This window comes from Micromonospora siamensis (genome assembly GCF_900090305.1).
In the GTDB taxonomy this organism is placed as follows: Bacteria; Actinomycetota; Actinomycetes; order Mycobacteriales; family Micromonosporaceae; genus Micromonospora; species Micromonospora siamensis.
The window spans coordinates 1,795,184-1,821,343 of the sequence record NZ_LT607751.1; the positions used below are offsets into that span (position 1 = coordinate 1,795,184).

23 protein-coding genes and 1 other RNA gene are annotated in these 26,160 nt (G+C 72.0%); 18 read left to right on the plus strand and 6 right to left on the minus strand.

Translation table 11 applies throughout. The features are described 5' to 3' along the window. Positions 1-21 precede the first annotated feature (21 nt). The gene (locus GA0074704_RS08255; RefSeq protein ID WP_088969949.1) at positions 22-471 is read right to left on the minus strand and encodes a hypothetical protein; all 450 of its coding nucleotides are present in this window, start codon (positions 469-471) and stop codon (positions 22-24) included. Between the two features lie 195 nt (positions 472-666). Here GA0074704_RS08255 and efeU point away from each other — a divergent pair, with 195 nt between their 5' ends. The 8 genes from efeU (at position 667) to hpf (ending at position 10,170) form a co-directional block, all read left to right on the plus strand. Continuing rightward, positions 667-1,644 carry an iron uptake transporter permease EfeU gene (efeU, locus tag GA0074704_RS08260; protein WP_088969950.1) on the plus strand — a complete coding sequence of 326 codons (978 nt, stop codon included), beginning with the start codon at positions 667-669 and terminating at the stop codon, positions 1,642-1,644. Positions 1,645-1,672: 28 nt separating this feature from the next. Next, complete coding sequence (efeO, locus tag GA0074704_RS08265; RefSeq protein ID WP_088969951.1) at positions 1,673-2,812, plus strand: iron uptake system protein EfeO; 1,140 nt, start codon at positions 1,673-1,675, stop codon at positions 2,810-2,812. Between the two features lie 29 nt (positions 2,813-2,841). Then, positions 2,842-4,176, plus strand: coding sequence for an iron uptake transporter deferrochelatase/peroxidase subunit (efeB, locus tag GA0074704_RS08270; protein ID WP_088969952.1), 1,335 nt, complete (start codon positions 2,842-2,844; stop codon positions 4,174-4,176). A gap of 94 nt (positions 4,177-4,270) precedes the next feature. Beyond that, positions 4,271-4,960 (plus strand): MtrAB system response regulator MtrA, encoded by a 690-nt coding sequence (gene mtrA, locus GA0074704_RS08275; RefSeq protein ID WP_088969953.1) that lies wholly within the window; start codon positions 4,271-4,273, stop codon positions 4,958-4,960. A 64-nt stretch (positions 4,961-5,024) separates the two neighbouring features. Beyond that, a complete protein-coding gene (gene mtrB / locus GA0074704_RS08280) occupies positions 5,025-6,719 on the plus strand; it encodes an MtrAB system histidine kinase MtrB (protein ID WP_377472140.1) in 1,695 nt (564 codons plus the stop codon). Beyond that, positions 6,716-8,545, plus strand: a complete 1,830-nt coding sequence (locus GA0074704_RS08285) for an LpqB family beta-propeller domain-containing protein (protein ID WP_088969955.1) — start codon at positions 6,716-6,718, stop codon at positions 8,543-8,545. The genes mtrB and GA0074704_RS08285 overlap by 4 nt, the downstream gene beginning before the upstream one ends. A gap of 50 nt (positions 8,546-8,595) precedes the next feature. Continuing rightward, positions 8,596-9,279 carry a ComF family protein gene (locus GA0074704_RS08290; protein WP_088973540.1) on the plus strand — a complete coding sequence of 228 codons (684 nt, stop codon included), beginning with the start codon at positions 8,596-8,598 and terminating at the stop codon, positions 9,277-9,279. 252 nt (positions 9,280-9,531) lie between these two features. Further along, positions 9,532-10,170, plus strand: a complete 639-nt coding sequence (gene hpf / locus GA0074704_RS08295) for a ribosome hibernation-promoting factor, HPF/YfiA family (protein ID WP_088969956.1) — start codon at positions 9,532-9,534, stop codon at positions 10,168-10,170. Between the two features lie 46 nt (positions 10,171-10,216). Here hpf and GA0074704_RS08300 read toward each other — a convergent pair whose 3' ends face one another. Next, positions 10,217-11,329 (minus strand): GNAT family N-acetyltransferase, encoded by a 1,113-nt coding sequence (locus tag GA0074704_RS08300; RefSeq protein ID WP_088969957.1) that lies wholly within the window; start codon positions 11,327-11,329, stop codon positions 10,217-10,219. Beyond that, positions 11,326-12,480 (minus strand): GNAT family N-acetyltransferase, encoded by a 1,155-nt coding sequence (locus GA0074704_RS08305; protein WP_088969958.1) that lies wholly within the window; start codon positions 12,478-12,480, stop codon positions 11,326-11,328. The genes GA0074704_RS08300 and GA0074704_RS08305 overlap by 4 nt, the downstream gene beginning before the upstream one ends. A gap of 169 nt (positions 12,481-12,649) precedes the next feature. Here GA0074704_RS08305 and secA point away from each other — a divergent pair, with 169 nt between their 5' ends. Then, positions 12,650-15,568 (plus strand): preprotein translocase subunit SecA, encoded by a 2,919-nt coding sequence (secA, locus tag GA0074704_RS08310; RefSeq protein ID WP_088969959.1) that lies wholly within the window; start codon positions 12,650-12,652, stop codon positions 15,566-15,568. Between the two features lie 357 nt (positions 15,569-15,925). On the opposite strand, the gene GA0074704_RS08315 is transcribed toward secA, so the two are convergent. After that, the gene (locus GA0074704_RS08315; protein WP_088969960.1) at positions 15,926-16,528 is read right to left on the minus strand and encodes an Rv3235 family protein; all 603 of its coding nucleotides are present in this window, start codon (positions 16,526-16,528) and stop codon (positions 15,926-15,928) included. A 102-nt stretch (positions 16,529-16,630) separates the two neighbouring features. Then, on the minus strand, positions 16,631-16,858 hold the full coding sequence (locus GA0074704_RS08320) for a helix-turn-helix transcriptional regulator (RefSeq protein ID WP_088969961.1): 228 nt from the start codon (positions 16,856-16,858) through the stop codon (positions 16,631-16,633). 208 nt (positions 16,859-17,066) lie between these two features. On the opposite strand from GA0074704_RS08320, the gene GA0074704_RS08325 reads away from it, so the two are divergent. Further along, positions 17,067-17,576 (plus strand): DUF6912 family protein, encoded by a 510-nt coding sequence (locus GA0074704_RS08325; protein ID WP_088969962.1) that lies wholly within the window; start codon positions 17,067-17,069, stop codon positions 17,574-17,576. A gap of 12 nt (positions 17,577-17,588) precedes the next feature. On the opposite strand, the gene GA0074704_RS08330 is transcribed toward GA0074704_RS08325, so the two are convergent. Further along, positions 17,589-18,680 carry a hypothetical protein gene (locus GA0074704_RS08330; RefSeq protein ID WP_088969963.1) on the minus strand — a complete coding sequence of 364 codons (1,092 nt, stop codon included), beginning with the start codon at positions 18,678-18,680 and terminating at the stop codon, positions 17,589-17,591. Positions 18,681-19,032: 352 nt separating this feature from the next. Here GA0074704_RS08330 and pruA point away from each other — a divergent pair, with 352 nt between their 5' ends. The 8 genes from pruA to GA0074704_RS08370 all read left to right on the plus strand — a co-directional run bounded on the left by pruA (position 19,033) and on the right by GA0074704_RS08370 (position 26,151). After that, the gene (gene pruA, locus GA0074704_RS08335; protein ID WP_088973541.1) at positions 19,033-20,661 is read left to right on the plus strand and encodes an L-glutamate gamma-semialdehyde dehydrogenase; all 1,629 of its coding nucleotides are present in this window, start codon (positions 19,033-19,035) and stop codon (positions 20,659-20,661) included. Positions 20,662-20,818: 157 nt separating this feature from the next. Further along, positions 20,819-21,334, plus strand: coding sequence for a PadR family transcriptional regulator (locus tag GA0074704_RS08340; RefSeq protein ID WP_088969964.1), 516 nt, complete (start codon positions 20,819-20,821; stop codon positions 21,332-21,334). Positions 21,335-21,378: 44 nt separating this feature from the next. Then, entirely contained in the window at positions 21,379-22,500 is a 1,122-nt protein-coding gene (gene prfB, locus GA0074704_RS08345) for a peptide chain release factor 2 (protein WP_088969965.1), read from the plus strand. Between the two features lie 118 nt (positions 22,501-22,618). After that, the gene (gene ftsE / locus GA0074704_RS08350) at positions 22,619-23,299 is read left to right on the plus strand and encodes a cell division ATP-binding protein FtsE (protein ID WP_088969966.1); all 681 of its coding nucleotides are present in this window, start codon (positions 22,619-22,621) and stop codon (positions 23,297-23,299) included. Between the two features lie 72 nt (positions 23,300-23,371). Further along, positions 23,372-24,247 carry a permease-like cell division protein FtsX gene (gene ftsX, locus GA0074704_RS08355; protein WP_088969967.1) on the plus strand — a complete coding sequence of 292 codons (876 nt, stop codon included), beginning with the start codon at positions 23,372-23,374 and terminating at the stop codon, positions 24,245-24,247. 132 nt (positions 24,248-24,379) lie between these two features. Next, positions 24,380-24,859: an SsrA-binding protein SmpB gene (gene smpB, locus GA0074704_RS08360; protein WP_088969968.1), complete on the plus strand. Its 480-nt coding sequence runs from the start codon at positions 24,380-24,382 to the stop codon at positions 24,857-24,859. A gap of 105 nt (positions 24,860-24,964) precedes the next feature. Then, positions 24,965-25,340, plus strand: a transfer-messenger RNA (tmRNA) gene (gene ssrA / locus GA0074704_RS08365). Between the two features lie 181 nt (positions 25,341-25,521). Further along, complete coding sequence (locus GA0074704_RS08370) at positions 25,522-26,151, plus strand: hypothetical protein (protein ID WP_088969969.1); 630 nt, start codon at positions 25,522-25,524, stop codon at positions 26,149-26,151. The last annotated feature ends 9 nt before the right edge of the window (positions 26,152-26,160 follow it).

Below are 26,160 nucleotides of genomic sequence, written 5' to 3' on the forward strand. Positions count from 1 at the left end.
CGCGGTCCGCCCCGGCGCGTGTCATGCCCCCGCCACGGTGAGCACCAGCAGGGCCTCGGCGAAGCCGAGCACCAGGACGGCCAGCACCGCCGGACCCCAGAGCGAGCCGGCCTCGCCGCCGCGCATCTCGTACCCGCGGAAGGCGCCCTTCTGGGTGGCCGACACCGCCAGCCAGGCCAACCCACCGGCCAGGGCGCCGATCAGCCGGCCGGGACCGCGGGAGCCGTCGTCGTCGAGCACCAGGGCGGTGACCAGCACCCTGGCGGCCAGCGCGGCCAGCCCGGCGCCGAGCACCGCGGCCCGGGCCCGCCCGGGCAGGCCCAGCCGGCGGGCGTTGACCAGGGCGAGCGCCGTCACCGGGGCCGCGCCGCCGAGCAGGGCCGGATAGACCAGCGAGGACGGGCGCCACGGTTGGCGGCCGTCCGGACGGGCGGTGGGGGAGATGGTCGGTCGGAAGAGCTCGTCGGCCACGGTCGTCCTGTCCTACGAGGGGTTGGCCGGATCCTGCCACAGCCGAGCGCGGCGCGGGGACCTCGGCGAACCGGTCGGCTGCGTCACGGACCCGGGTGACGTGACCATGAACGACTTGACGGCACGGGGGGATCGGGAGGAAGGTATGGCTGCCCTAAGTTAACTGAGGCGTGCCTAAGTGATCACGGAGTTCCGATGTTCGCCACGTACCTGATCGGCCTGCGGGAAGGGCTGGAAGCGACCCTGGTGGTCAGCATTCTCGTCGCCTTCCTGGTGAAGTCGCAACGGCGCGACCGGCTGCCGCACGTCTGGGCCGGCGTGGCCCTGGCCGTGGCGCTGTCGGTGCTCTTCGGCTGGCTGATCGAGTACACCTCGACCTCGCTGCTGGCCCGCTCCGAGGACCGCGAGCTGTTCGAGGCGGTCACCTCCGTGGCGGCCGTGGTCTTCGTCACCTGGATGATCTTCTGGATGCGCAAGGCGGCCCGGACGATCTCCGGCGAGCTGCGCGGCAAGCTCACCGAGGCCCTCGCCGTCGGCGCCCTCGCGGTCGCCGGGATGGCCTTCCTCGCGGTGATCCGGGAGGGCCTGGAGACCGCGCTGATCTTCTACTCCGCCGCGCAGAGCGCGGCCGGCGGCGCCGGCCGTGGCCCGCTGCTCGCGCTGATCGGTGGCATCGCCACGGCCGTGGTGCTCGGCTTCCTGCTCTACCGCAGCGCCCTGAAGATCAACCTGTCGAAGTTCTTCACCTGGACCGGCGCCCTGCTGATCCTGGTCGCCGCCGGCATCCTCAAGTACGGCGTGCACGACTTCCAGGAGGCCGGCGTGCTGCCCGGCCTGAACAACCAGGCGTTCGACATCTCCGCCTGGCTCGACCCCAGCACCTGGTACGCCGCCCTGCTCGCCGGGATGTTCAACATCACCGCCGCCCCGACCGTGCTGGAGATGATCGCCTGGGTCGCGTACGCGGTCCCGGTGCTCTTCCTCTTCCTGCGCAAGCCGGCCGGCAAGCCCGCGACCCCCGCGAAGCCGGTCGCGCAGACGCAGCCGGTCGCGCAGCCGGAACCGGTCGCGCCGACCGGGCCCGCCGTGTCCGCCGAGCGGACCGAGCCCGCCGCACGGACCTCGTCCGGCGAGGCCGGCACCACCGACACCTCCGCGCCCCAGCGCGCCTGACCCGCCTTCCGCGAGGAGATCGAGAACCATGCGTACCACCCGCTTCCTGGTGCTCGCCGCCACCGGCGTGCTGGCCGTCACCGGCGTGACCGCCTGCGGCTCGGACGACGACTCCTCCGCCGCCGGGGGCGGAGGCAACACGGTGACCGTCAAGGCCACCGACACCACCTGCGAGGTGGCGACGACCGACCTCACCGCCGGTCAGGCCACCTTCTCGGTGACCAACAGCGGCAGCAAGGTCAACGAGTTCTACATCTACGCGGCCGGTGACCGGGTGATGGGCGAGGTGGAGAACATCGCCCCCGGACTGACCCGTGAGCTGCGCGTCGAGTTGCCCGCCGGGGCGTACGAGACGGCCTGCAAGCCCGGGATGAGCGGCCGGGGCATCCGGGGCGCGCTCAAGGTCGGCGGCGGGTCGGCGGCGCCGAAGGCCGCCGACGCCCTGCTGACCCAGGCGACCGCCGGCTACCAGCGCTACGTCACCAGCGAGACCGCCGAGCTGCTGACGAGGACCGGCGAGTTCGTCGCCGCGGTGAAGGCCGGCGACGTGGCGAAGGCCAAGGCGCTCTACCCGGTGACCCGCACTCACTGGGAGCGGATCGAGCCGGTCGCGGAGAGCTTCGGCGACCTCGACCCGAAGATCGACGGCCGGGAGGAGGTCATCGAGGAGGGGATGGAGTTCACCGGCTTCCACCGGATCGAGAAGGACCTCTGGACCACCGGCGACATCAGCAAGGACGGCCCGATCGCCGACCGGCTCCTGGTCGACGTCAAGGCCATCGTGGCGAAGGCCAACGCCGAGAAGCTCACCGCGCTCCAGCTCGCCAACGGCGCCAAGGCGCTCCTCGACGAGGTCGCCAGCGGCAAGATCACCGGTGAGGAGGAGCGCTACTCGCACACCGACCTCTGGGACTTCGACGCCAACCTGGAGGGCTCCAAGGCGGCCATCGCCGCGCTCCGCCCCGCCCTGGAGCAGCGCGCGCCCGAGCTGGTGAAGCAGCTCGACACCGAGTTCGCCAACGTGGAGAAGGCGCTCGGCCAGCACCGCGCCGGTGACGGCTGGAAGCTGCACACCGAGCTGAGCACCACCCAGCTCAAGGAGCTCTCCGACAGCATCAACGCGCTGGCCGAGCCGGTCAGCAAGGTCGCCGCCGCCGTGGCCCGCTGACCCCCGAGCCCACCTTCGTTGGAGGTTCGATGAGCACCGACGCCGAGAAGACGAGCACCGACGCCGGCGAGCCGACCGCCGACCGGGCCGGTACGACGCTCTCCCGCCGCCGGGCGATCACCCTGGCCGGTGTCGGGGTGGCCGGCGTCGCCGGGGTGGCCGGCGGGGCCGGCGCGCTGATCCGGGGCGCGGCCGACCACGCCTCGGCCGGCGCCGGCGCTCCCGCCGACGCGGTGCCCTTCCACGGCGCGCACCAGGCCGGCATCACCACCCCGGCCCAGGACCGGCTGCACTTCGTCGCCTTCGACGTGATCACCAAGGACCGGGGCCGGCTGGTCGCCATGCTCCAGGAGTGGACGGCCGCCGCCGCCCGGATGACCACTGGCCGCGACGCCGGGGTGTTCGGCGCGGTCGGCGGCGTGCCGGAGGCCCCGCCGGACGACACGGGTGAGGCGCTCGGGCTGCCCCCGTCCCAGCTCACCCTGACCGTCGGCTTCGGCCCGACGCTGTTCCGCGACGCGCAGGGACGGGACCGGTTCGGGATCGCCGACCAGCGTCCACCGGCCCTGGCCGACCTGCCGCACTTCGCCGGGGACGCCCTGCGCCCGGAGATCTCCGGCGGCGACATCTGCGTCCAGGCCTGCGCCAACGACCCGCAGGTGGCGGTGCACGCCATCCGCAACCTGGCGCGCATCGGCATGGGCGTGGTGAGCGTCCGCTGGTCGCAGCTCGGCTTCGGGCGTACGTCGTCGACCTCCCGGGAGCAGGCGACCCCGCGCAACCTGTTCGGCTTCAAGGACGGCACGGCGAACCTCAAGGCCGAGGACGCCGCCCTGCTCCGCGAGCAGCTGTGGGCCCAGCCCGGCGACGGACCGGACTGGATGACCGGCGGGTCGTACGCCGTCACCCGCAAGATCCGGATGCAGATCGAGACCTGGGACCGCAGCTCGCTGGGGGAGCAGGAGCAGATCGTCGGGCGGACCAAGGGCAGCGGTGCGCCGCTGGGCCGCCGGGACGAGTTCGACGAGCCGGACTTCGCCGCCCGCGGGGACGACGGGCAACCGGTGATCGCCGAGACCTCGCACGTGCGGTTGGCCCACCCCACCCTCAACAACGGTGCCCGGCTGCTGCGCCGTGGCTACAACTTCGTCGACGGCTCGGACGGCCTGGGCCGGCTCGACGCGGGGCTCTTCTTCATCGCGTACCAGCGGGACCCGCGCCGGCAGTTCGTGCCCATCCAGACCCAGCTGTCCCGGCACGACGCGATGAACGAGTACCTGCGGCACGTCTCCAGCGCGTTGTTCGCCTGCCCGCCCGGGGTGTCCGACGCCGGCGACCACTGGGGCCGGGCCCTCTTCGCCTGAACCGGCCGCGCCGCTGGCGAACCGGGGCCCGACCGGGGATCATGATGGTGACCGTGATCCCACCGACGTGAACGGGGATGCCAACATAAACCCCATGAGAGCCCGGGTACTGGTGGTCGACGACGACCCCGCGCTCGCCGAGATGCTCGGCATCGTCCTGCGCAGTGAGGGCTTCGTGCCGTCCTTCGTCGCCGACGGGGAACGGGCGCTGGCCGCGTTCCGGGACAGTCGACCCGACATCGTCCTGCTGGACCTGATGCTGCCGGGCATGAGCGGCATCGACGTGGCGCGCGCCATCCGCGGCGAGTCCGGCGTGCCGATCGTGATGCTCACCGCCAAGAGCGACACCGTCGACGTGGTGCTCGGGCTGGAGTCGGGCGCCGACGACTACGTGGTCAAGCCGTTCAAGCCCAAGGAGCTGGTGGCCCGGATGCGGGCCCGGCTGCGTCGGGGCGAGGACGTGGCGCCGGAGATGCTGACCATCGGGCCGCCCGGGAACCAGATCACCATCGACGTGCCGGCGCACACGGTGAGCCGGGACGGCGAGGAGGTCAAGCTCACCCCGCTGGAGTTCGACCTGCTGGTCGCGCTGGCCCGCAAGCCGCGCCAGGTGTTCACCCGCGAGGTGCTGCTGGAGCAGGTCTGGGGCTACCGGCACGCCGCCGACACCCGCCTGGTCAACGTGCACGTGCAGCGGCTCCGGGCCAAGATCGAGCCGGATCCGGAGCGACCCGAAATCATCCTCACTGTGCGGGGCGTGGGCTACAAGGCGGGCACCGGCTAGCCTTGGTCACACTGTGGCCACCCTCCGCGTACCCCCGGACCAGAATGCCCACCAACGCTCCGCCGTGTGGGACATCTGGCGTGCCCTGACCGGTTGGGCGGCCCGGCTGGTGGCCGGTCTGCATCAGACCTGGCGCCGGTCGTTGCAGGTGCGTGTGGTGTCCATCACCCTGGTCGCGTCGAGCCTGCTGGTCGGCGGCTTCGCCTACCTGATCGCTGACAAGATCACCAACATCCTGCTGGAGAACGCCGAGACCGACGTGCTCCTGCGGCTGCGCAGCGGCAGCGACTACGCCGCCAAGCAGCTCGGCCTGTTCAGCCAGCCGCAGGACGCCCAGGTCCAGGACACCATCGACAACACGGTCAGCTACCTGGGCGACCCGCAGCAGACCAGCGGGGTGGTGGTGGCGCTGACCGCCGACCACACCGACAGCATCAGGCCGCGCAGCTCACCGGACGTCGACTTCCAGCCGCTGGTCAGCCCGGAGCTGCGGGCGGCCGTCGCCGACGGCAACATCGCCCACCAGATCCGTACCGGCCGGCTGAACGGGAACGAACCCACCAAATACCTGGTGTACGGCTCACCGGTGCCCACCCGGTTCGGCCAGGTCGAGCTCTACTACCTCGTACCCCTGGCCCGTCAGGACAGCACCGCCGCCGACGCCCGGGCCACCGTGGTGGCCACCGGCGTCGCCCTGGTGCTGCTGCTCGGCCTGCTCGCCGCGCTGGTCACCCGGCTGGTGGTCACCCCGGTCCGGGTGGCCGCCCGGACGGCCCAGCGGCTCTCCGCCGGCCTGCTCGACCAGCGGATGACGGTCAACGGCGAGGACGACCTGGCCCTGCTCGCCGCCTCCTTCAACCAGATGGCCACCAACCTCCAGCGGCAGATCCTGCGGCTGGAGGAGATGTCCCGGTTGCAGCGCCGCTTCACCTCCGACGTCTCGCACGAGCTGCGTACGCCGCTGACCACGGTCCGGATGGCCGCCGACCTGATCTTCGCCGAGCGGGACGAGTTCGACCCCGCGGTGGCCCGCAGCGCCGAGCTGCTCCAGGCCGAGCTGGACCGGTTCGAGGAGCTGCTGACCGACCTGCTGGAGATCAGCCGCTTCGACGCCGGCTTCGCGATGCTCGACTCCGAGCCCACCGACCTGGTGCCGGTGGTGCACCGGGTGGTCGACCGGCTGGCCGGCCTGGCCGAGCGGGTCGGGGTGGCCATCGAGCTGGACGTCCCGAGCACGCCGGTGATCGCCGAGGTGGATCCGCGCCGGGTGGAGCGGGTGCTGCGCAACCTGGTCGGCAACGCCGTCGAGCACGGCGAGTCCAAGCCGGTGCTGATCACCCTCGGCGCGGACGAGACCGCGGTGGCGATCACCGTCCGCGACCGCGGGGTGGGGCTGAAGCCGGGGGAGGAAAAATTGGTCTTCAACCGGTTCTGGCGGGCCGACCCGTCCCGGGCCCGGCAGACCGGCGGCACCGGGCTGGGCCTGTCGATCAGCCTGGAGGACGCCCGGCTGCACGGCGGTTGGCTGGAGGCGTGGGGCGCGCCGGGGCAGGGCGCCCAGTTCCGGCTCACCCTGCCGGCCCGCTCCGGTGACCGGCTCACCACCTCGCCGCTGCGGCTGGTGCCGGCCGACGCGCCCTTGCCGTTCGGCGGCCCGCGCGACGGCGGGCTGCTGGCGATCGGTCCGGGCAGCGCCGGTGCGCTCGCGATCGGCCCGGGCCCGGGCGGGGACGCCGAGCGGGCGGGGGTGCGGTCGTGAGGCGCCGGCTGGCCGGGCTGCTCTGCGGCGTGCTGCTCGCCACCGCGGCGGCGGCCTGCGGCATTCCGAAGTCGTCCGAGGTGCAGGTGGACGGGCGGGGACTGCCGCCGACGGAGGCGGGCTCCACCAACGGGCGTCCCAACCAGCCACCGATCCGCACGACCAGCGGCAACGACACCAAGGCGTTCGTGCTCAACTTCCTGGCCGCCGCGGCGGGTGAGCCCGATCGGGCCTACCTCCAGGCCCGGGCCTTCATCCAGCCCGAGCAGCGCAACCGGTTGCAGCCGAAGCAGGGCAGCGAGGTCGCCCTCACCGTGGTGCGGCTGCGCGAACCGGACCCGTTGGTCCAGACCAACACCGACGGCACCTTCTCGGTGGAGCTCGCCGTGCAGCAGGTCGGCCTGCTTCGCGCCGACGGCACCCTGGCACCGCCGGTGTCCACCGAGACCGAGTACAAGTTCAACCTCAGTGCCGACTCGGAGAACGGCAACGGCGGGCTGTACGTGACCGACCCGCCCAACGTGCTGCTGCTCAGCGACACCGCGTTGGAGCGGTACTACGAGCGACACCTGGTCTACTTCTGGAGCACCGACCAGACGCGACTCGTGCCCGACCAGCGCTACCTGCCGCTCACCGTCCCCAAGGAGCGGCTGGTCAACGAGGTGGTCCGGTGGCTGATCGGTGGGCCGTCGGAGTGGCTGGCCAGCGGCGTCAGCCGGCTGCCGGATCGTACCGATCTGATCAACAACGCCACCGGGGCCGACAGCCGCTGGGAGGTCAACCTCCGCATGCCCGGCGAGGACGTCGGCAAGCTGAACCGGCTCGCCACCCAGCTCGCCTGGTCGCTGGCGGATCTGGGGCAGCCGGGTGGCCAGCTCGACCTGAAGATCGGCAACCAGAGCCGGCGCATCATCGACCTGGCGCGGGAACGGGCGGCCCACCCGGTCTACTCGCTGCTGCCGCCGGCAGCGCAGCGGTTCTGCGTGTACGACGGCGCCATCCACCCGCTGAACTTCCCCGAGGAGCCGCCCGGACAGGTGCCGGTGGTGGCGGCGGAGAACCACGACATCGTCTCCGCCGGGCTGAGCCGGGCCGAGGAGGAGATCCTCGCCGCGCTGGTGGTGACCGGACCGGATCGCAAACTGCGGCTACGGGTCGGCACCGGCGTGCGACCGGTGGCCGTGTTCAACACCGGCGACGACCGGTACGCGGCCATGGGCCGGCCGGTCTGGCTGCGGCCGTTGCACAAGGAGCCGCCGCACGGGCTGGTGGTGGCCGACAACCGGCTCTACTCCTTCGACCAGTCCGCCGGGATGACCCCGGTGGCGTTGACCGTGCCCGGCCCGGTGACCGCGGTGGCCGCCGCCCTGGACGGGCGCCGGATCGCGGTGATCGTGGGCGGCCGGCTGCACGTCGCGGCGGTCAACCTCGACGGCGGGGTGGTCAACGTCGGGCCGGCCCGGACGCTGGCGACCTCGCTGACCGGCCTGACGGCGGTCGACTGGGGCGGGGAGAACTCGCTGATCGCCAGCGGGCTGAGCGCCGGCCCGGCCGGGCGCCGCCCGGCGCTGCACGAGGTGGGCGTGGACGGCGCGTTGGAGACCTCGCTCAAGCCGGACGTGGGCGCCCAGGTCACCCACCTCGCCGCGTACCCGACCAACCCGGTCGTGCCGCAGCCGGCCAACGCGCTGATGTACGAGGCGAACGGTGTCTCCTGGGCGAACAGCCCCTTCGAGACCATCAAGCGGGATCAGGTGCTGGACGTGGCGCAGCCGCCGGCAGGGGGCCGGCCGTCCAACCCGACCGCCCCGTTCTTCCTCTACTGAGGCCCGGCGTGCGTGACGTCGGCGGGCTCTTCACCGACCTCACCGACCTGGTGCTGCCGACCGGCTGCGCGGGCTGCGGCGAGCGGGTGCCGGGCATCCGGCGCGGCGTCTGCCCGTCCTGCGTGGCGGAGTTGGAGTCGTTGCGTCCCGGCCCGGCACGACCCACCCCGGCCCCGCCCGGCCTGCCGCCCTGCGCCGCCCTCGGCCCGTACGCGGGGGCGTTGCGCGCGACCCTGCTGGCGTACAAGGAGCAGGGCCGGCACGGACTGGCCCGCCCGTTGGGCGGGTTGCTGGCCGAGGTGGTGGCCGCGGCGGTCGACGGCGACCGGCCGGTGCTGCTGGTCCCGGTCCCGGACACCGCGGCGGCGGCCCGCGCCCGGTACGGCGACCACCTGGCCGGGCTGGCCCGGCACGCGGCGGCGCGGCTGACCGCGGCGGGCTGGCGGGTGCGGGTGGACCGGCCGCTTCGGGCGCTGCCCCGGCCGGACTCGGTGACCCTGGACAGCGCCGGCCGGGCCGAGGCGGCGGCGGCTGCCTTCCGGCCCCGTTCGACGTGGTGGCCCGTCGGGTCGGGCCGGCGCGACGCCGCCGGTGACCCGGTGGTGGTGCTGCTCGACGACATCCTCACCACCGGTGCGACCCTGGCCGCCGCGAGCACCGTGCTGACCGCCACCGGCCGGTCACCGGCGGTGGCGGCGGTCCTCGCCGCGACCGTGAAGCGGCACCATTTGTGACCGTGCGTGTTTCCGTTTCACCCTTTGGTGTATGAGCTGTGAAAATTTTGGGGCCGCCACGACGACTGGGGGTGACTGTTGGCCGAACACGAGTTAGCGTTTTCGTGTCGGGGGTAGGAGGTCATTCCCAACCGCTCCCGGCGGTGAGAGGAGGCGTAGCCGTACGAACCGGTCGACGCCGAGCGTGGGGTCTCCCCAAGGCGTCGTGACCGGGCAACCGGATCGAACGACCGTCCGAAAAAGGGAGGTCACGTGGACATCGTGGTCAAGGGCCGAAACGTCGAAGTGCCGGACCATTACCGGGTTCATGTAGCGGAGAAACTCGCAAAGATCGAGCGCTACGATCACAAACTCATTCGGGTGGACGTGGAGTTGTTCCACGAGCGCAATCCACGCCAGTCCGACCATTGTCAGCGGGTGGAGATCACCTGCGTTTCCCGGGGCCCGGTGATCCGGGCCGAGGCCTGCACGAACGACTTCTACAGCGCGTTGGACGCCGCCATCGCCAAGCTGGACACCCGGCTGCGCCGGGCCGCCGACCGCCGGCGGGTGCACCGGGGCCGGCACGCGCCGCTGTCGGTCTCCGCCGCCACCGCCGGCCTGCCGGTCGCTGACCTCGACGGCCCCGGCCTGAACGCCCTGGCCAACGGGACGGCCACCGCGGTCGCCGAGCGGGCGGAGGAGCCGGTCGACGAGTACGAGCACCAGCCGTGGCACATCGCCCGGGCGAAGGTGCACCCGGCCGAGCCGATGACCGTCGACGACGCGCTGTTCCAGATGGAACTGGTGGGGCACGACTTCTACCTGTTCCACGACAAGGAGTCCGGACGGCCGAGCGTCGTCTACCGGCGACACGCCTACGACTACGGAATCATCTCCCTCGACGCCTGAGTTGCCGGAAGGGGCTCCTCATCGCAGGGGCCCCTTCCGACGCGGCTCAACTGGGCCGGGGGTCGGTGGCGAGCAGGCCGTAGAGCGCCGAGTCGACCCGGGTGCCGTCCGGGCCGGGCAGCCGGCCGCGCATGAGCCCCTCCGACCGGAAGCCGGCCCGTTCCAGCGCCCGCCGGGACGCGACGTTCTCGGGCCGGGTGCCGGCCCAGAGCCGGGCCAGCCCCACGCCGAACGCCCAGTTGGCGAGCAGACGGAGCACCCGACTGGTCAGGCCGCGCCCGCGCGCCTCGGGCAGCAGGCTGTAGCCGAGCATGGCCTGACCGGTGGTCGGCTCGTCGTACACCAGCGCGCAGCCGCCGGCCACCGCGCCGGTGACGGCGTCCAGGATCGCCAGGTCGGCCGAGGCGCCGGCCAGCCAGTGGCTCTCCGCCAGCAGGCAGCGCCCCTCGATCGCGGCCCGCTCCGGCGGGACGGGCGGCACCCGGTTGGCCACCACCTCCGGCAGGGTGTGCAACCGGTGCATGGCCGCCGCGTCGCCGGGGGCGAGCCGGCGCAGCGTCACCACGCCGTCGGTGAGCTGCCCGCCGGGCAGGTCGGGCAGGAGCCGCGCGGTGGGTCCGGGCGGGTCGTCGGCGAGGCGTACCCAGGCGATCAGGTCGTCGCGGCCACCGTCGCGGCCGGGGTTCGCGGCCCGGCGTACCCCCTCGTGCCGAAAACCGGCGGCCAGCGCGACCCGCTGGCTGGCCGGGTTCTCGGGGTGGGTGAGCAGCTCCAGCCGGACGGCGCCGGCGGCGAACGCGTGCCAGGCGAGGGCGCGGGTGGCGGCGGTGGCGACGCCGCGGCGCCGCGCCCAGGGCGCCACCCAGTAGCCGATCTCCGCCTGGCTGCGGGTGGGCACCGGCTGGCTGAGCCCGATCCCGCCGAGCAGCCGGTCGGTGGCCGGGTCCGCGATGGCGTACGCGGCGCCGCCGGTGGCCCAGGCCGCGGGCGCGCCCTCGGTGATCCACCACCGGGCGCCGGCCTCGGTGTACGGGTCCGGCATGCCGGAGATGAACCGTCGGGTGAGCGGGTCGGCGCAGGCCGCCGCGGTGTCCGTCGCGTCGTCGAGCCGGAACAGCCGCAGCCGTACTCCGCCCGTCTCGATCATCGCCGGTGTCACGTCAGGTCCTCGGCGAGCAGGGCGGCCAGCCAGGTGTCCACCCGGTTCCCCCGGTGGGTGAGCCCGCCGCGGGTGGTGCCCTCGAAGGTGAAGCCGGCCTTCTCGGCGACCCGCCGGGACGCGGTGTTGCCCACGTTGGCCCGCCACTCGACCCGGGCCAGGCCGAGCGTGGTGAAACCCCAGGCGGCCACCGCGGCCACGGCGGCGGGCATCCAGCCACGACCGCGGGCGTACGGGGCGGTCATGAAGCCGACGTCGGCCAGGAGCGGGTCGGTGGGTTGCAGCCGCAGGTCGATCGTGCCAGCGAAGCGGTCGTCGGGGCCGGCGATCACGAAGCAGCCGCTGGTGCCCCGCGCCCAGGTCTGCCGGACGAAGGCGAGGTATCCGTCGGCGTCGCCGCGCTGGTAGGGGTGCGGCACCGAGGTCCACCGGACGGTGTCGGGGTCCTGGCAGGTGGTCACGATGTCGTCGAGGTCCCGCTCCTCCATCGGCCGCAGCCGCAGCTCGGTGTCGCCGGCGGTGGCGAAGAGGGTGGGTTGCGGCCGGCCGAAGACGGCGGCGCGGCGGGCCTCCAGGGTGCCCGGGGCGGCGGGGCCCGGATCGTCCGGGGCGGGCACCTCACCGGGCAGCAGTGAGCCGACCCAGGCCTCCGCCCGGCCCTCCTGGGTCGGGCGGGCCAGGCGCAGCTCGCCCTGGATGCGGAAGCCCGCGCGCAGGGCCACCAGCCGGGAGGCGTGGTTGCCGAGCTCCGCCTGCCAGATCAGTCGGCTCAGCTTCAGCTCGTCGAAGGCCCAGCGGGCGACCGCCCGGGTGGCCCGGACGGTGACCCCCCGGCCGCGTGCCCACGGCGCGGTCCAGTAGCCGACCTCGCCCGAGCCGAGGCCCCGGTCGATGGAGACCAGGCCGCAGGACCCGAGCAGCTCGCCGGTGTCGGCGGCGCAGACCGCGAACGGGGCGCCGGTGCCGTCGGCCCACGCGCTCGTCGACATGCCGGTGACGAAGCCTTCGGCGTGTTCCGGCAGGTACGGTCGCGGTACGGTGGTCCAACGCTGGATGTCCGGATCCTGGCAGGCGCGGTGCACGTCGGCGGCGTCGCCGGGCCGCCACGGGCGCAGCAACAGTCCGTCCTCGGCGATCTCCACAGGCTCCATTCCGGGCATCCTGCCGGATCGTTCGCGCTGGGCGTAACCGGATATGGTGCGCCGGACACAGCGGTTGCCAGTTATGTCTGATTCACGGCCTCGGACCGCCGCCACCAGTGACCATCGCCCCGATGGAACGCCTACGATGGTTCGAGACTGTCTAGGGGAGCGTTGATCCGTGTCGATTCTGGAAAAGGTCCTCCGCGCCGGCGAGGGCCGTATGGTGCGCCGGCTCAAGGCCATCGCCAACGCCGTCAACTCGATCGAGGACGACTACGTCAACCTCACCGACGAGGAGCTGCGCGGCCTGACCGAGCAGTACCGCGAGCGGATCGCCGACGGTGAGTCCCTCGACGACCTGCTGCCGGAGGCCTTCGCCACCGTCCGCGAGGCGGCGGCCCGGGTGCTCGGCCAGCGCCCCTACGACGTCCAGGTGATGGGTGGCGCCGCCCTGCACTTCGGCAACATCGCCGAGATGAAGACCGGTGAGGGCAAGACCCTGACCTCGGTCATGGCGGTCTACCTCAACGCGCTCTCCGGCAAGGGCGTGCACGTGGTCACGGTCAACGACTACCTGGCCCAGCGCGACGCCGCCTGGATGGGCCGGGTGCACGAGTTCCTCGGGCTGACCGTCGGCGTGGTGCTGCCCAACCGACCGGCCAGCGAGCACCGCGCCGCGTACGAGTGCGACATCACCTACGGCACGAACAACGAGTTCGGCTTCGACTACCTGCGCGACAACATGGCCTGGTCGCAGGAGGAGCTGGTCCAGCGCGGCCACAACTTCGCCGTGGTCGACGAGGTCGACTCCATCCTCATCGACGAGGCCCGGACCCCGCTGATCATCTCCGGCCCGGCCGAGCACTCGGCCCGGTGGTACCAGGAGTTCGCCTCGGTGATCGCCCGGCTCCAGCCCGGCACCGACGGTGAGGGCGACTACGAGGTCGACTACGCCAAGCGCACCATCGCGGTGACCGAGCGGGGCGTCGCCAAGATCGAGGACCGGCTCGGCATCGACAACCTGTACGAGTCGGTGAACACCCCGCTCGTCGGTTACATGAACAACGCCATCAAGGCCAAGGAGCTCTACAAGCGCGACAAGGACTACATCGTCAGCGACGGCGAGGTCCTGATCGTCGACGAGTTCACCGGTCGCATCCTGCACGGGCGCCGCTACAACGAGGGCATGCACCAGGCGATCGAGGCCAAGGAGGGGGTGGAGATCAAGCAGGAGAACCAGACCCTGGCCACCATCACCCTCCAGAACTACTTCCGCCTCTACGAGAAGCTCTCCGGCATGACCGGTACGGCGCAGACCGAGGCCGGCGAGTTCAACAAGGTCTACAAGGTCGGCGTGGTCACCATCCCGACGCACCGGCCGATGGTCCGCGAGGACCGCCCCGACGTCATCTACAAGACCGAGAAGGCCAAGTTCAACGCGGTCATCGAGGACATCGCCGAGCGGCACGCCGTGGGCCAGCCGGTGCTGGTCGGCACCGTCTCGGTCGAGAACTCCGAGATCCTGTCCCAGCTGCTGCGCCGCCGCGGCATCCCGCACTCGGTGCTGAACGCGAAGTTCCACGCCAAGGAAGCGGAGATCGTCGCCCAGGCCGGGCGCAAGGGCGCCGTCACCGTCGCCACCAACATGGCCGGCCGGGGCACCGACATCCTGCTCGGCGGCAACGCCGAGTTCCTCGCCGCCAACGAGCTGCGCCAGCGCGGCCTCGACCCGGCGGAGAACGAGGAGGAGTACGCCAAGGCCATGGAGGAGGTCCTCCCCACCTGGAAGCAGGCGTGCGAGGCCGAGGCCGAGGAGGTCGCCGCCGCCGGTGGCCTCTACGTGCTGGGCACCGAGCGGCACGAGTCCCGCCGGATCGACAACCAGCTGCGCGGTCGCGCCGGCCGGCAGGGTGACCCGGGTGAGTCCCGGTTCTACCTGTCGCTCCAGGACGAGCTGATGAAGCGGTTCCGGGCCGGCGCCGTCGAGGCGGTGATGGAGCGCTTCAACATCCCGGAGGACGTGCCCATCGAGTCGAAGATGGTCACCCGCCAGATCAAGAGCGCCCAGGCCCAGATCGAGGGCCAGAACGCCGAGATCCGCAAGAACGTCCTCAAGTACGACGAGGTGCTCAACAAGCAGCGCCAGGTCATCTACGCCGAGCGCCTGCGGGTGCTCAACGGCGAGGACCTCTCCGAGCAGGTCCGCAACATGATCGACGACACGGTCGGCGCGTACGTGGTGGGCGCCACCAGCGACGGCTACGCCGAGGACTGGGACCTCGACCAGCTCTGGTCCAGCCTCAAGCAGCTCTACCCGGTCAACGTCACCGTGGAGGAGCTGGAGGAGGAGGTCGGCTCCCGGGCCGGCCTGGACCAGGACTTCCTGCTCTCCCGCCTCAAGGAGGACGCGCACGCCGCGTACGACCGGCGGGAGGAGACCCTCGGCGAGGAGGCGACCCGCCAGCTCGAGCGGATGGTGCTACTCCAGGTCATCGACCGCAAGTGGCGCGAGCACCTCTACGAGATGGACTACCTCCAGGAGGGCATCAGCCTCCGGGCGTACGCCCAGCGCGACCCGGTCATCGAGTACCAGCGCGAGGGCTTCGACATGTTCGCCACCATGATGGACGGCATCAAGGAGGAGACGGTCGGGTTCCTCTACAACCTGGAGGTGCAGGTCCAGGAGCCGGAGCCCGAGGCCGAGGAGGTGCAGCTGCTGGAGAAGCCGGTCGAGATCAAGGCCAAGGGTCTCAACCGCGCGCCGCAGCAGCAGGGCCTCCAGTACTCCGCCCCGACCATCGACGGCGAGGCCGGCGCGGGCGCGGTCGCCGTCGAGCGCCCCGAGGAGCAGGCGCCGGCGCTCGGCCTCGGCGGTCCGGCGGCGCCGGAGCGTGCCGCCGCCCCGTCGAACACGCCGCGCCGACCGGCCGGTGCGAGCGGCCAGGCGATGGCTGCGGCCGGTGCCTCCCGCCGCGCCGCCGCCCCGGGGCAGGCGGAGGCGGGCAACGGCCCGTCCCGTAACGCGCCCTGCCCGTGCGGCTCCGGCCGCAAGTACAAGCGCTGCCACGGCGCCGCCAACGGCAGCGGCGACCTCTGATCGGTGCTTCTCGTCGCCCGTGCACCGGGTGACGGCGGGACGACAAGTGGTCCACGCGACGGGCCCCGGCCGACGGCCGGGGCCCGTCGGCATGTCCCGACCCCTTGGGGTGCCCGACCCCCACGCCGGTCTGACGTGATGATCGCGCTCGATCCTGGATGTAGTGGCCTCGTAGCGATGACGAGGCCACTACATCCAGGTTGCAGCACGATCTTGCAGCCGGGCGCCCGCTGCCCGGGCGCCCGCTGCCCGGGCGCCCGCTGCCCGGGCGCCCGCTGCCCGGGCGGCCGCGCAGGGCGGCGGTCAGGGCGGGGGCGGTCAGGGCGGGGGGCGGTCGGGAAGGGGCGGCGGTCGGGGTCAGAGCACCTGGAGGGCGGTGCAGAGCCACCTGCCGCGCCGGTGCTCCAGGCGCAGCGCCATCGCCCAGCTGCGGCCGGCGGCGCTGCCCACCACGGCGGCCACCTCGATCGCGCCGGCTCGTGGCTCGCACACGCGGATCCGGCGCAGTCGTACGGACGGGCGGGTCGAGCGACGGCGGACCGGGCCGGTGCGGGCCGCGGCCCGGGTGAGTTCCTGGACGACCTCGGCGGACTTCCCGGGTTCGCTCATCGGGCGGATCTGGCCGATGGGCCGGTAGCCGTTGAGGATCTCCAGGCAGGTGGCGACGAACCGGTGACCGGCCCGGGCGGCCTCCGGGGTGGCCGTGGCGCGTACGGCAGGCGGAACCGGCGCGGTCGGGTGCCGGCCCGGACCGGCCGGGGTGGGGCGGACGTCGCGGAGCCGGCCGGCGGGGCGGGTCGGTTCGGGGCGGCCCGGGTCATGGAGGTCGAGGGTGAGCTGGAGGCCGGCCGGGGGGAGCCAGGGTTCGGCCTCGTCGTCGGTGAAGGGCGGGTCGATCGAGGGCGCGGGGCGCAGCCGGATCGGTGGGCGGGGCGACACCGGACGGCGGGAGTCGACCATCGTGAACGGCCCCAATCCTTGCGTTTGCCTTCGTTTGCCTCCGACAGGAGCCATTCTCGGGCATGCTGACGCCCCCGGTCAATGCCCGGCGGAGCCGTCGGGTCACTCCCCGTCGCGGTCGGTCAGCGGGTTGCCGCGGACCCATTCGGCCGTCTCGGCGTACTTCTGCTGGATGTACTCCTCCAGCCGGGCGCGCTCGACGCGCCACTGGCCACGGCCGCCGATCTTGATCGCGGGCAGCTCTCCGCTGCGCACCATGTGGTACACCTGCGAGTCCGACACGTTCAGCTCGGTGGCCACGTCGGAGAGCAGGAGGAACCTCGGTTCCACGAAGACTCCCGGGGTTGACGGCGTTTGCCTCAGTTTGCCACCGGCGGCCGACACTGCCCAGCAGGCCGTGCCGCGGCGATGTGGGGGACACACCGGCCGGGGAGCTGCGCTCCCGCCGGTGCGCGGTGTGTGACGATTCCGGCGTACGGCATGATCTGCGCCCGGGACCGGTGGCCGCCGGCCCGGACCGAGCAGGGGGAGACGACCGGTGACCGACGAGCTTGTCCGGGTGTACGTGCCGGCGACCGTCCCGATGCTGGCCCGGCTGCACGCCGAGGGCCTGCGCGCGAGCGAGGCGCACGCCGTGACCCGCGACCTGCGTGAGTGGTACGCCGAGGGCGACGAGGAGGAGTTGGAGTACGTCGCCTTCACCCGCGCCGCGCAGGACGCGTTGCTGCTGCTCCGGGAGGACACCTCGGCGCCCCGCCGGCGGGTGGTGGTCTCGGTGGACCTGCCCGCCGCGGCGGTCGAGCGGGCCGACGGGGTGCTCGGCTCCAGCCTGGTGCTGCTGTCGGCGCCGGTGCCCGCGGCTGCGGTGGCGGCCCTGCACGTGGACGGCGCGGAGGCGGTCGGCGACGTCACCGCGGCGGTGGACGTGGCGCGGGAGGCCCTGGCGGGTGACCCGGACGCCCAGTTCACCGTCGACTCCGCCGAGGACCACGAGCTGGAGTGGTACGACGCGTCGGAGCTGGAGCTGCTGCTGCGTACGGTCTCCTGACCGCGGCGGCGGTCAGCTGTCGGCGGGTTCCTCGTCGTGCCGGGCCGGGCCGAGGGTGCGGCCGAAGGCGATCAGCGCGGTGAGCGCCCCGACGAAGAGCACCCAGATCCCGTTGTCGATGCGGGAGGCGCCCAGCGACGTCTGGGCCACGGCGTCGGCGTCGCTCAGCGCGGCGGCCAGGTCGAGCAGCCCCTTGCCGCCGACCCGGATGATCACCTCGGCGAGCAGCAGGAGCAGCCCGGGCCCCGCCCCGGCCAGCAGGTACGCGGGCCAGCGCAGCGCCGGTGCCTGCGGGTCACGGCGGGCCGCCCGGCGGCGGGCCCAGGTCAGGTAGCCGAACGCGAGCAGCCCGGCGACCAGCCCGGCGAGCAGCGACTCGGTGCGGGACACCCACTTCGCCGCGTCGACCATGCCGGCCTGGGTGCCGTCCGCGCCGAACAGGTCGAACAGCGGGTCGCGGGCCCGGCTGAACGCCACCACGAACAGCAGGGTGCCGAGGGCGGCGGTGACGATGGCGCCGACCGGGGCGGCGGTCCGCGCCCCGGCCAGGGCGCCGCCGATGATCGCGGCGGCGGCGGCCGTACCGGCGATGGTGTTGGTGGTGGCGTTGTCCGCGTACGTCAGGTTGACCGCCACGGCGGTGCCGAGGCCGACGAGCAGGCCGGTGCCGACGGCCACCAGGAAGCGCAGGGTGGCCCGGTCGGTGCCGCGGCGGGCGAGCAGGCCGGTGGTGGCCAGCGCGACGGCCGCGCCGGCGACCAGCGCGGCGGAGATGACGCCGGGCAGCGCGAAGGCGGAGAGGCTGACCGCGGTGACCCCGGCGGCGGCCGAGCTGATCGCCTCCCGGGTCGACCAGAGCATCGCCGCCAGCCAGCCGACGGCCAGCAGCGCCAGCGCGGGCGCGCCGGGGGTACGACCGGCGCGGTGCCCGGGGGCGTCGACCTCGTCCGGATCGGTGGCGGAGTCGGCCGGCCCGGTGTCGGCGTCCTCCGGCCGGGTCACCGCGTCGGCGGCGGCCGGCCGGGTGTCCGGCTCGGCGGCCCGGTCGGTGGTGGCCGGCCGGTCCGGCTCCGCGGCCGTGGAGCTGCCGGGCTGGTTGCTCATCGTCTCCCCTTCGACACGCGGGCCCGCGGGGACGGGCACCCGCACCGGCAACCCAGCGTACGCGCCCGGCGGGCCGCCTCCCGCAGCGCCGCCGCCGCCGGAGCGGCCTGTCTTTCGTCGGTTTCCGGGCCGTTCCGCACAAGAATCGGGGCTGACGCGGTTCGGCAGGCTTTAGATCGACGGACGGGCGGGAGGGCGGGGGCGCGGCCGGTGGCCCGCTCGGCGTGGGAGAATCGCACCGAGGTCCCGCCGTCGCGCCCGATACGCCGCGCGACGCCCGGTGTCCGGCCGTCCGGTCGGTGCCCGCGGGTCCGATTTCGCCACCGCCGTCGAGATCGCACAGGAGCCTGTGATGGACGCCGTGTTCTCCGTACCCGAGCCGCGCAACGAGCCGGTCCACACCTACGAGCCCGGCAGCGCCGAGCGGGAGCGGCTCCAGCGGAGGCTGACCGAGCTGGCCGCCGAGCAGATCGAGCTGCCGATGACCATCGCCGGCGAGCAGCGGATGGCCGGCGGCGCGTCGATCGACGTGGTGCAGCCGCACAAGCACGCCCACGTGCTCGGGGTCACCGGCCACGCCAACCACGAGGACGCCCGGGCCGCCGTGAAGGCGGCCAGGGACGCCGCGCCGATGTGGCGGGCGCTGCCGTTCGAGGAGCGGGCGGCGATCTTCCTGCGCGCCGCCGAGCTGCTGGCCGGCCCGTGGCGGGACACCCTGAACGCGGCCACCATGCTCGGCCAGTCCAAGACCGCCGTCCAGGCGGAGATCGACGCGGCCTGCGAGTTCATCGACTTCCTCCGGTTCAACGTGCACTTCGCCCGCCAGCTGCTGGAGGCGCAGCCGAAGTCGTCGCCAGGGGTGTGGAACCGGTTCGACCACCGGCCGCTCGAGGGCTTCGTCTACGCGGTCACCCCGTTCAACTTCACCGCGATCGCCGGCAACCTGCCCTCGGCGCCGGCCCTGCTCGGCAACACCGTGGTCTGGAAGCCGGGCCCGACCCAGCAGTTCGCCGCGCACTTCACCATGCGGCTGTTCGAGGCGGCCGGCCTCCCGCCCGGCGTGATCAACATGGTCACCGGCCGGGGCGAGGAGGTCTCGGACGTGGTGCTCGCCGACCCCGACCTGGCCGGCATCCACTTCACCGGCTCCACCAAGGTCTTCCAGCAGCTGTGGCGGACCGTCGGCGAGAACATCGCCGGCTACCGGGGCTACCCGCGGCTGGTCGGCGAGACCGGCGGCAAGGACTTCGTCGTCGCGCACAGCAGCGCCGACGTGGACGCCCTGCACACCGCGCTGATCCGGGGCGCCTACGAGTACCAGGGCCAGAAGTGCTCGGCCGCCTCCCGGGCGTACGTGCCGCGCTCCATCTGGGAGGGCGGGCTGCGCGACCGGCTGGCCGCCACCGCCGACTCGCTGACGTACGGCGACGTCACCGACTTCAGCAACTTCGGTGGCGCGGTCATCGACGACAAGGCGTTCGGCCGGCACACCGCCGCGCTGGAGCTGATCCGCTCCGACGACAGCTGCACCGTCCTGGCCGGCGGCACCGCCGACGACTCGGTCGGGTACTTCGTCCGGCCGACCCTGTTCGAGTGCTCCGACGCCGCACACGAGACGTTCACCACCGAGTACTTCGGCCCGATCCTCGGCGTACACGTCTTCGACGACGCCCGCTTCGACGACGTGGTGCACCAGGCCGAGTCGATCGCCCCGTACGCGCTGACCGGCTCGATCTTCGCCACCGACCGCCGGGTGGTCGACGCGGTGGCGGAGAAGATGCGGTACGCGGCCGGCAACTTCTACATCAACGACAAGCCGACCGGCGCGGTGGTCGGGCAGCAGCCGTTCGGCGGCGCCCGGGCCAGCGGCACCAACGACAAGGCCGGCTCCTGGCACAACCTGGTCCGGTGGATGTCGCCGCGGACGATCAAGGAGACCTTCGTTCCGCCGACCGACCACACGTACCCCCACATGGGCTGAGTCGTACGGCACACGCAGGGGCCCCGGCCGAGTCGCCGGGGCCCCTTTGTGCGTCGGGGGCACTGTCGTCGGCCGACAGTGCACATAGGAAGACCCAACGGGTGGCGAAAACGGCAAATCCTGGACGCCGGGTCGGCAAAGTGGCAGCTTAGAGGGCATGGCGGAATCCGGAGTCAACCCGACGGCGGCGGCCCTGCTCGGCCTGCTGCACGACGGCCCGATGACAGGCGGCCAACTGATGGCCGCCGCTGAGCGCCGGCTGGCGCCGTACTGGTCGATGACCCGCAGTCAGGTCTACCGGGAGCTGCCGGTCCTGGCCGAGCGGGGTTTCGTGCGGCTGGGCAAGCCGGGCCCCCGGATGAGCCAGCCGTACGCGATCACGGCGGCCGGAAAACGGACATTCTCCCGCTGGCTGGCGGAGGACCCGGGGCGGGACACCATCCGCAACCCCGTGGCGCTGCGCATCGCCTTCGGCAACCTGCACTCGGCCAGCCAGCTGAAGAACCTGTACGAAACGGCCAACCAGTACCACAGCGACGCCCTCGCGGCCGTCCGCGAGCAGGTGAAGAACGCCAAGAAGGAGGGCGAGGCGTACGACGCCAGCGCGCTGGAGTTCGCCGTCGCCTACCACCGGGCCGCCCTGTCCTGGCTGAAGACCGCCCCGGTCGGCTGACGCCTCCGACGGCTGGAGCGGCAGAGGCAGTATTCTTATTTGTCGTGACCGCTGCCGATTACGCCGAACAGCTCAAGGACCTCGACGCCACCCTCCGCAACATCGAGGCGGTGCTCGACCTCGACCGGCTGCGCCAGGACAAGGCCCGGCTGGAGGAGCAGGCGTCCGCGCCGGACCTCTGGGACGACCAGGCCAGGGCGCAGGAGGTGACCTCGCAGCTGTCGTACGTCAACGGCGAGATCGACAAGCTGGGCAGCCTGCGCTCCCGGATCGACGACGCCCAGGTCCTGCTGGAGCTGGCCGAGGACGAGTCCGACCCGGGCGTGCTGACCGAGGTCGAGACGGAGATCGCCGGGCTGACCAAGGCCATCCAGGAGATGGAGGTCCGCACCCTGCTCTCCGGCGAGTACGACTCCCGGGAGGCGCTGGTCGCCATCCGGGCCCAGGCCGGTGGCGTGGACGCCGCGGACTTCGCCGAGATGCTGCTGCGGATGTACCTGCGCTGGGCCGAGCGGCACGGCTACCCGACGGAGGTCTACGAGACCTCGTACGCGGAGGAGGCCGGCCTGAAGTCCGCCACCTTCGCGGTCAAGGTTCCGTACGCCTTCGGCACCCTGAGCGTGGAGTCGGGCACCCACCGGCTGGTCCGGATCAGCCCGTTCGACAACCAGGGCCGGCGGCAGACCAGCTTCGCCGGCGTCGAGGTGCTGCCGGTGGTCGAGCAGACCGACCACATCGACATCCCGGAGAACGAGGTCCGGGTGGACGTCTACCGCTCCTCCGGTCCGGGCGGGCAGAGCGTCAACACCACCGACTCGGCGGTGCGACTGACCCACATCCCCACCGGCATCGTGGTCACCTGTCAGAACGAGAAGTCCCAGCTGCAGAACAAGGCCTCCGCCATGCGGGTGCTCCAGGCGCGGCTGCTGGAGCGCAAGCGGCAGGAGGAGGAGGAGAAGATGGCCGGTCTCAAGAGCACCGGCACCGGATCCTGGGGCGAGCAGATGCGCTCGTACGTCCTGCACCCGTATCAGATGGTGAAGGATCTCCGAACCGAGCAGGAGACCGGCAATCCGTCCTCGGTCTTCGACGGTGAGCTGGACGCGTTCATCGAGGCGGGCATCAGGTGGCGCAAGCAGCAGCAGCTCGCCAACGACGCTGCGTGATCATGCGTGGGCGGAGCGCGTCATCGATCTTCCGCTGACCCGGTGAATCGATGACGCGCCTCGCATCGCGGGGGCGTGGCACTTGGCTCTGCGGTTACACCGCGTAGACTCACCACCCGTGATTCAGCTTGAGCAAGTGACGAAGACGTACCCGAAGGCGTCCCGGCCTTCGCTCGACAACGTGTCCGTCTCGATCGAGAAGGGCGAGTTCGTCTTCTTCATCGGTCCATCCGGCTCCGGCAAGTCCACGATCATCAAGATGCTGCTGCACGAGGTCAGCCCCAACAAGGGCCGCGTCGTCGTGAACGGCAAGGACGTCACCACGATGCGCTCCTGGAAGCGACCCCACTTCCGGCGTTCGATCGGCTGCGTCTTCCAGGACTTCCGCCTGCTGCCCAACCGCACCGCGTACGAGAACGTGGCGTTCGCCCTCGAGGTGATCGGCAAGACCAAGGCGGTCGCCCGCCGGGTCGTGCCCGAGGTCCTCGAACTGGTCGGGCTGGGCGGCAAGGAGCACCGGTATCCGCACGAACTCTCCGGTGGTGAGCAGCAGCGGGTCGCGGTGGCGCGAGCCTTCGTGAACCGTCCGCTGATCCTGCTCGCGGACGAGCCGACCGGAAACCTGGACCCGGACACCTCGATCGAGATCATGCGTCTGCTGGACCGGATCAACCGCACCGGCACGACCGTCGTGATGGTCACGCACGACTCCAACATCGTGAACCAGATGCGTCGCCGCGTCGTGGAGATCGAGAGCGGCCGTATCGTGCGCGACCAGGCCCGCGGCGTCTACGGCTGAGCCGGCGCGCGCCGCCAGCCGTAGATCCTGACGACGAAACACCTCACGCCGGAGAGCCGGAGGAATTTCCCGATGCGGATGAAATATGTCCTGACCGAGGTCATGGTCGGACTGTGGCGCAACGTCACGATGACCATCGCGATGATCATCACGATGGCCGTGTCGCTGTTCATGCTGGGCGGCAGTGGGCTGCTGTACCAGAAGGTCAGCGACATGAAGGACCTGTACTACGACAACATCCAGGTCTCCGTCTTCCTGAAGACCGACGTCAAGCCCGAGCAGCGCACCGAGCTGGAGACCAAGCTCAAGGGCGACAGCCTGGTCAAGACGGTCGACTACGTCGACAAGGACGAGGCGTACAAGCGCTTCCAGCAGATGTACCAGGACGCTCCGGACCTGGTGAACGCGGTCAAGCCGGACCAGCTGCCCGAGTCGTTCCGGCTCACCCTGGTCAACCCTGAGCAGTACAAGCAGATCTACTCGCAGTACAAGGACGTCGAGGGCGTCGACGAGATCGTCGACCAGAGCAAGCTGCTGGACAAGGTCTTCGGCGTGCTGAGCGGCATCCAGACCTTCGCGCTGGCGATCTCGATCGTGATGGCGATCGCCGCGCTGCTGCTGGTGGCCAACACCATCCAGGTCGCCGCGTACAGCAAGCGCCGCGAGGTCGCCGTCATGAAGCTGGTCGGTGCCTCCAACTGGTTCATCCAGGCGCCGTTCGTGCTGGAGGCGGTGGTGGCCGGTGTGATCGGTTCACTGTTCGGCCTGGTGGCGCTGATCGCGGTGAAGACCCTGGGCGGCGGCGGCTCGCTGTCGGCGCTCGAGGGACTGATCTCGCCGATCTCCTGGGGTGACATCTTCCTGGTGTTCCCGCTGATGGCCGGCGTCGGCGCCGTGGTCAGCGCGGTCACCGCCTGGGTGACCCTCCGGTTCTACCTGCGGGTCTAGTCAGGTCCCGGCTCTCCGAGGGCCCCTCCGCGCCGGAATAAACGGCGCGGAGGGGCCCTTGTCTCTCGGGTAGCATGATCTCCGCTCCGCGGCCGGGTGGTCGCGGACCCACGAGGAGGGAGGTGGCGCCGGATGCCACGGGAAAAAGGCCGCAAGGTGGTCGCCTCCAACAAGAAGGCCCGCCACGACTACGCCATCCTCGACACGTACGAGGCGGGCATGGCGTTGACCGGCACCGAGGTCAAGTCGTTGCGGGCGGGCCGCGCGTCGCTGGTGGACGCGTTCGCCCAGGAGCGCGACGGTGAGTTGTACCTGCACGGCATGCACATCCCGGAGTACACCCAGGGCACGTGGACCAACCACGAGCCGCGGCGTACGCGCAAGCTGCTGCTGAAGCGGCTGGAGATCGACCGGCTGATCGGCAAGACCAAGGAGGGCGGCCTGACCATGGTCCCGCTCCAGGTGTACTTCTCCGACGGCTGGGCCAAGGTCGAGATCGCCCTGGCCAAGGGCAAGAAGTCGTACGACAAGCGACAGGATCTGGCCAAGCGGGACGCCGACCGGGAGATCCAGCGGGCGGCGGGCCGACGTGGCAAGGGAATGGACGACTGACTCGTCCCTTTCGTCCCGGTCGGCAGGTTCGGGCGGGGCTCGGGATGAAACCCGTTGCGGTAGGCGTTAGGCTTGTCAGTGCCACCGACACCGGTGGCCTGTCGAGGGGGTGACTGGTTTCGACTTCGTACGCAGCGACAGGGGAAGCGAGCCGAGGAAGCCGACGTCGTCTCGAGAATCGGTCGTCGGAAACCAATAAGCGCCAAGAACAATCGCGCTGACTTCGCTCTCGCCGCCTGAGGCGAGTAGTGAGTCTGTCGGCCTGGGAGCGCCTCCGTCCCAGTATGCCGGCATCAGTTAGGAGGCTGGCCAATCGGACCCGGTCGCGGGGTCCGTGCGGCGAGATCAATCAGCGACTGGGCCCGTCACACCAACTTGCTCGCGTGAGCGGTGGGGCCGAGTAGAGGCATAGCGAGCTGCGCTCGGAGAAGCCCTGACAAACCGGCGAAGGACCCGGGTTCGATTCCCGGCACCTCCACCACCTTGACCTGTGCGCCCCGTCCACCCGGACCGGGGCGCACAGTCGTCTCCACCCCCTCTCCACCCCCTCACCTCCGTATGCCCCCGTTGATCATGAAGTTTGCCGCGACGAAATGAACATTCCGCACCGCCAACTTCATGATCAACGGGGGTGGGCGTGGGCTGGTTAGGGTGACGGCGTGATGAATGAGCCGGTGCGGTTGTCGGTCGGGGTGTCGGGTGGGCAGCGGGCGTTCAGCGTCGTGGTGGGTGGGCTGTTCGCCGCGCTGGGGGCGGCCTTCGTGCTGCTGCCGCTGACCGGGGAGGCACTGCTGCGCCGGATCAGCGGCTTCGGGGACCCGGTGCCGTCGTACGAGGAAGCCCGGGACCTGCCGCCCGGCATGCTCCCGCCCGACCTGGCCGGTCGACCCGTCCAGGACGACGGGTTCGGGTCGGTACGGCTGGTGGGGCTCTGCGGGCTGCCGGTCGTCCTGCTCGGCCTCTACCTCGTACTCAAGGTGCTGCGCACCGCGGCCTGGCTGGACGGCACCCGGGTCCGGGCCCGGGGCGCCCTCGGCAGCCGGACCGTGGACCTCGCCACGGCGGAGGTCACTGCCGGGGCCACCGGCTACCGGGCGGGAGACGACGCCGTGGTCCGGGTGCCAACCGTGGTGGCCCGGGATCCCGCGACCGGCCGCCGGGTGACCATCCCGTTGCGGAGCCCCGGGCTGGCGACCCTCCCGCCGCACGAGCTGCGGGCGCTGGCCGACGCGATGACTGCCGGCCGCCCGACCGCGGGCCGGGACGGCGACGTGCACGCCCTCGCCGACTAGCTGCGGGAG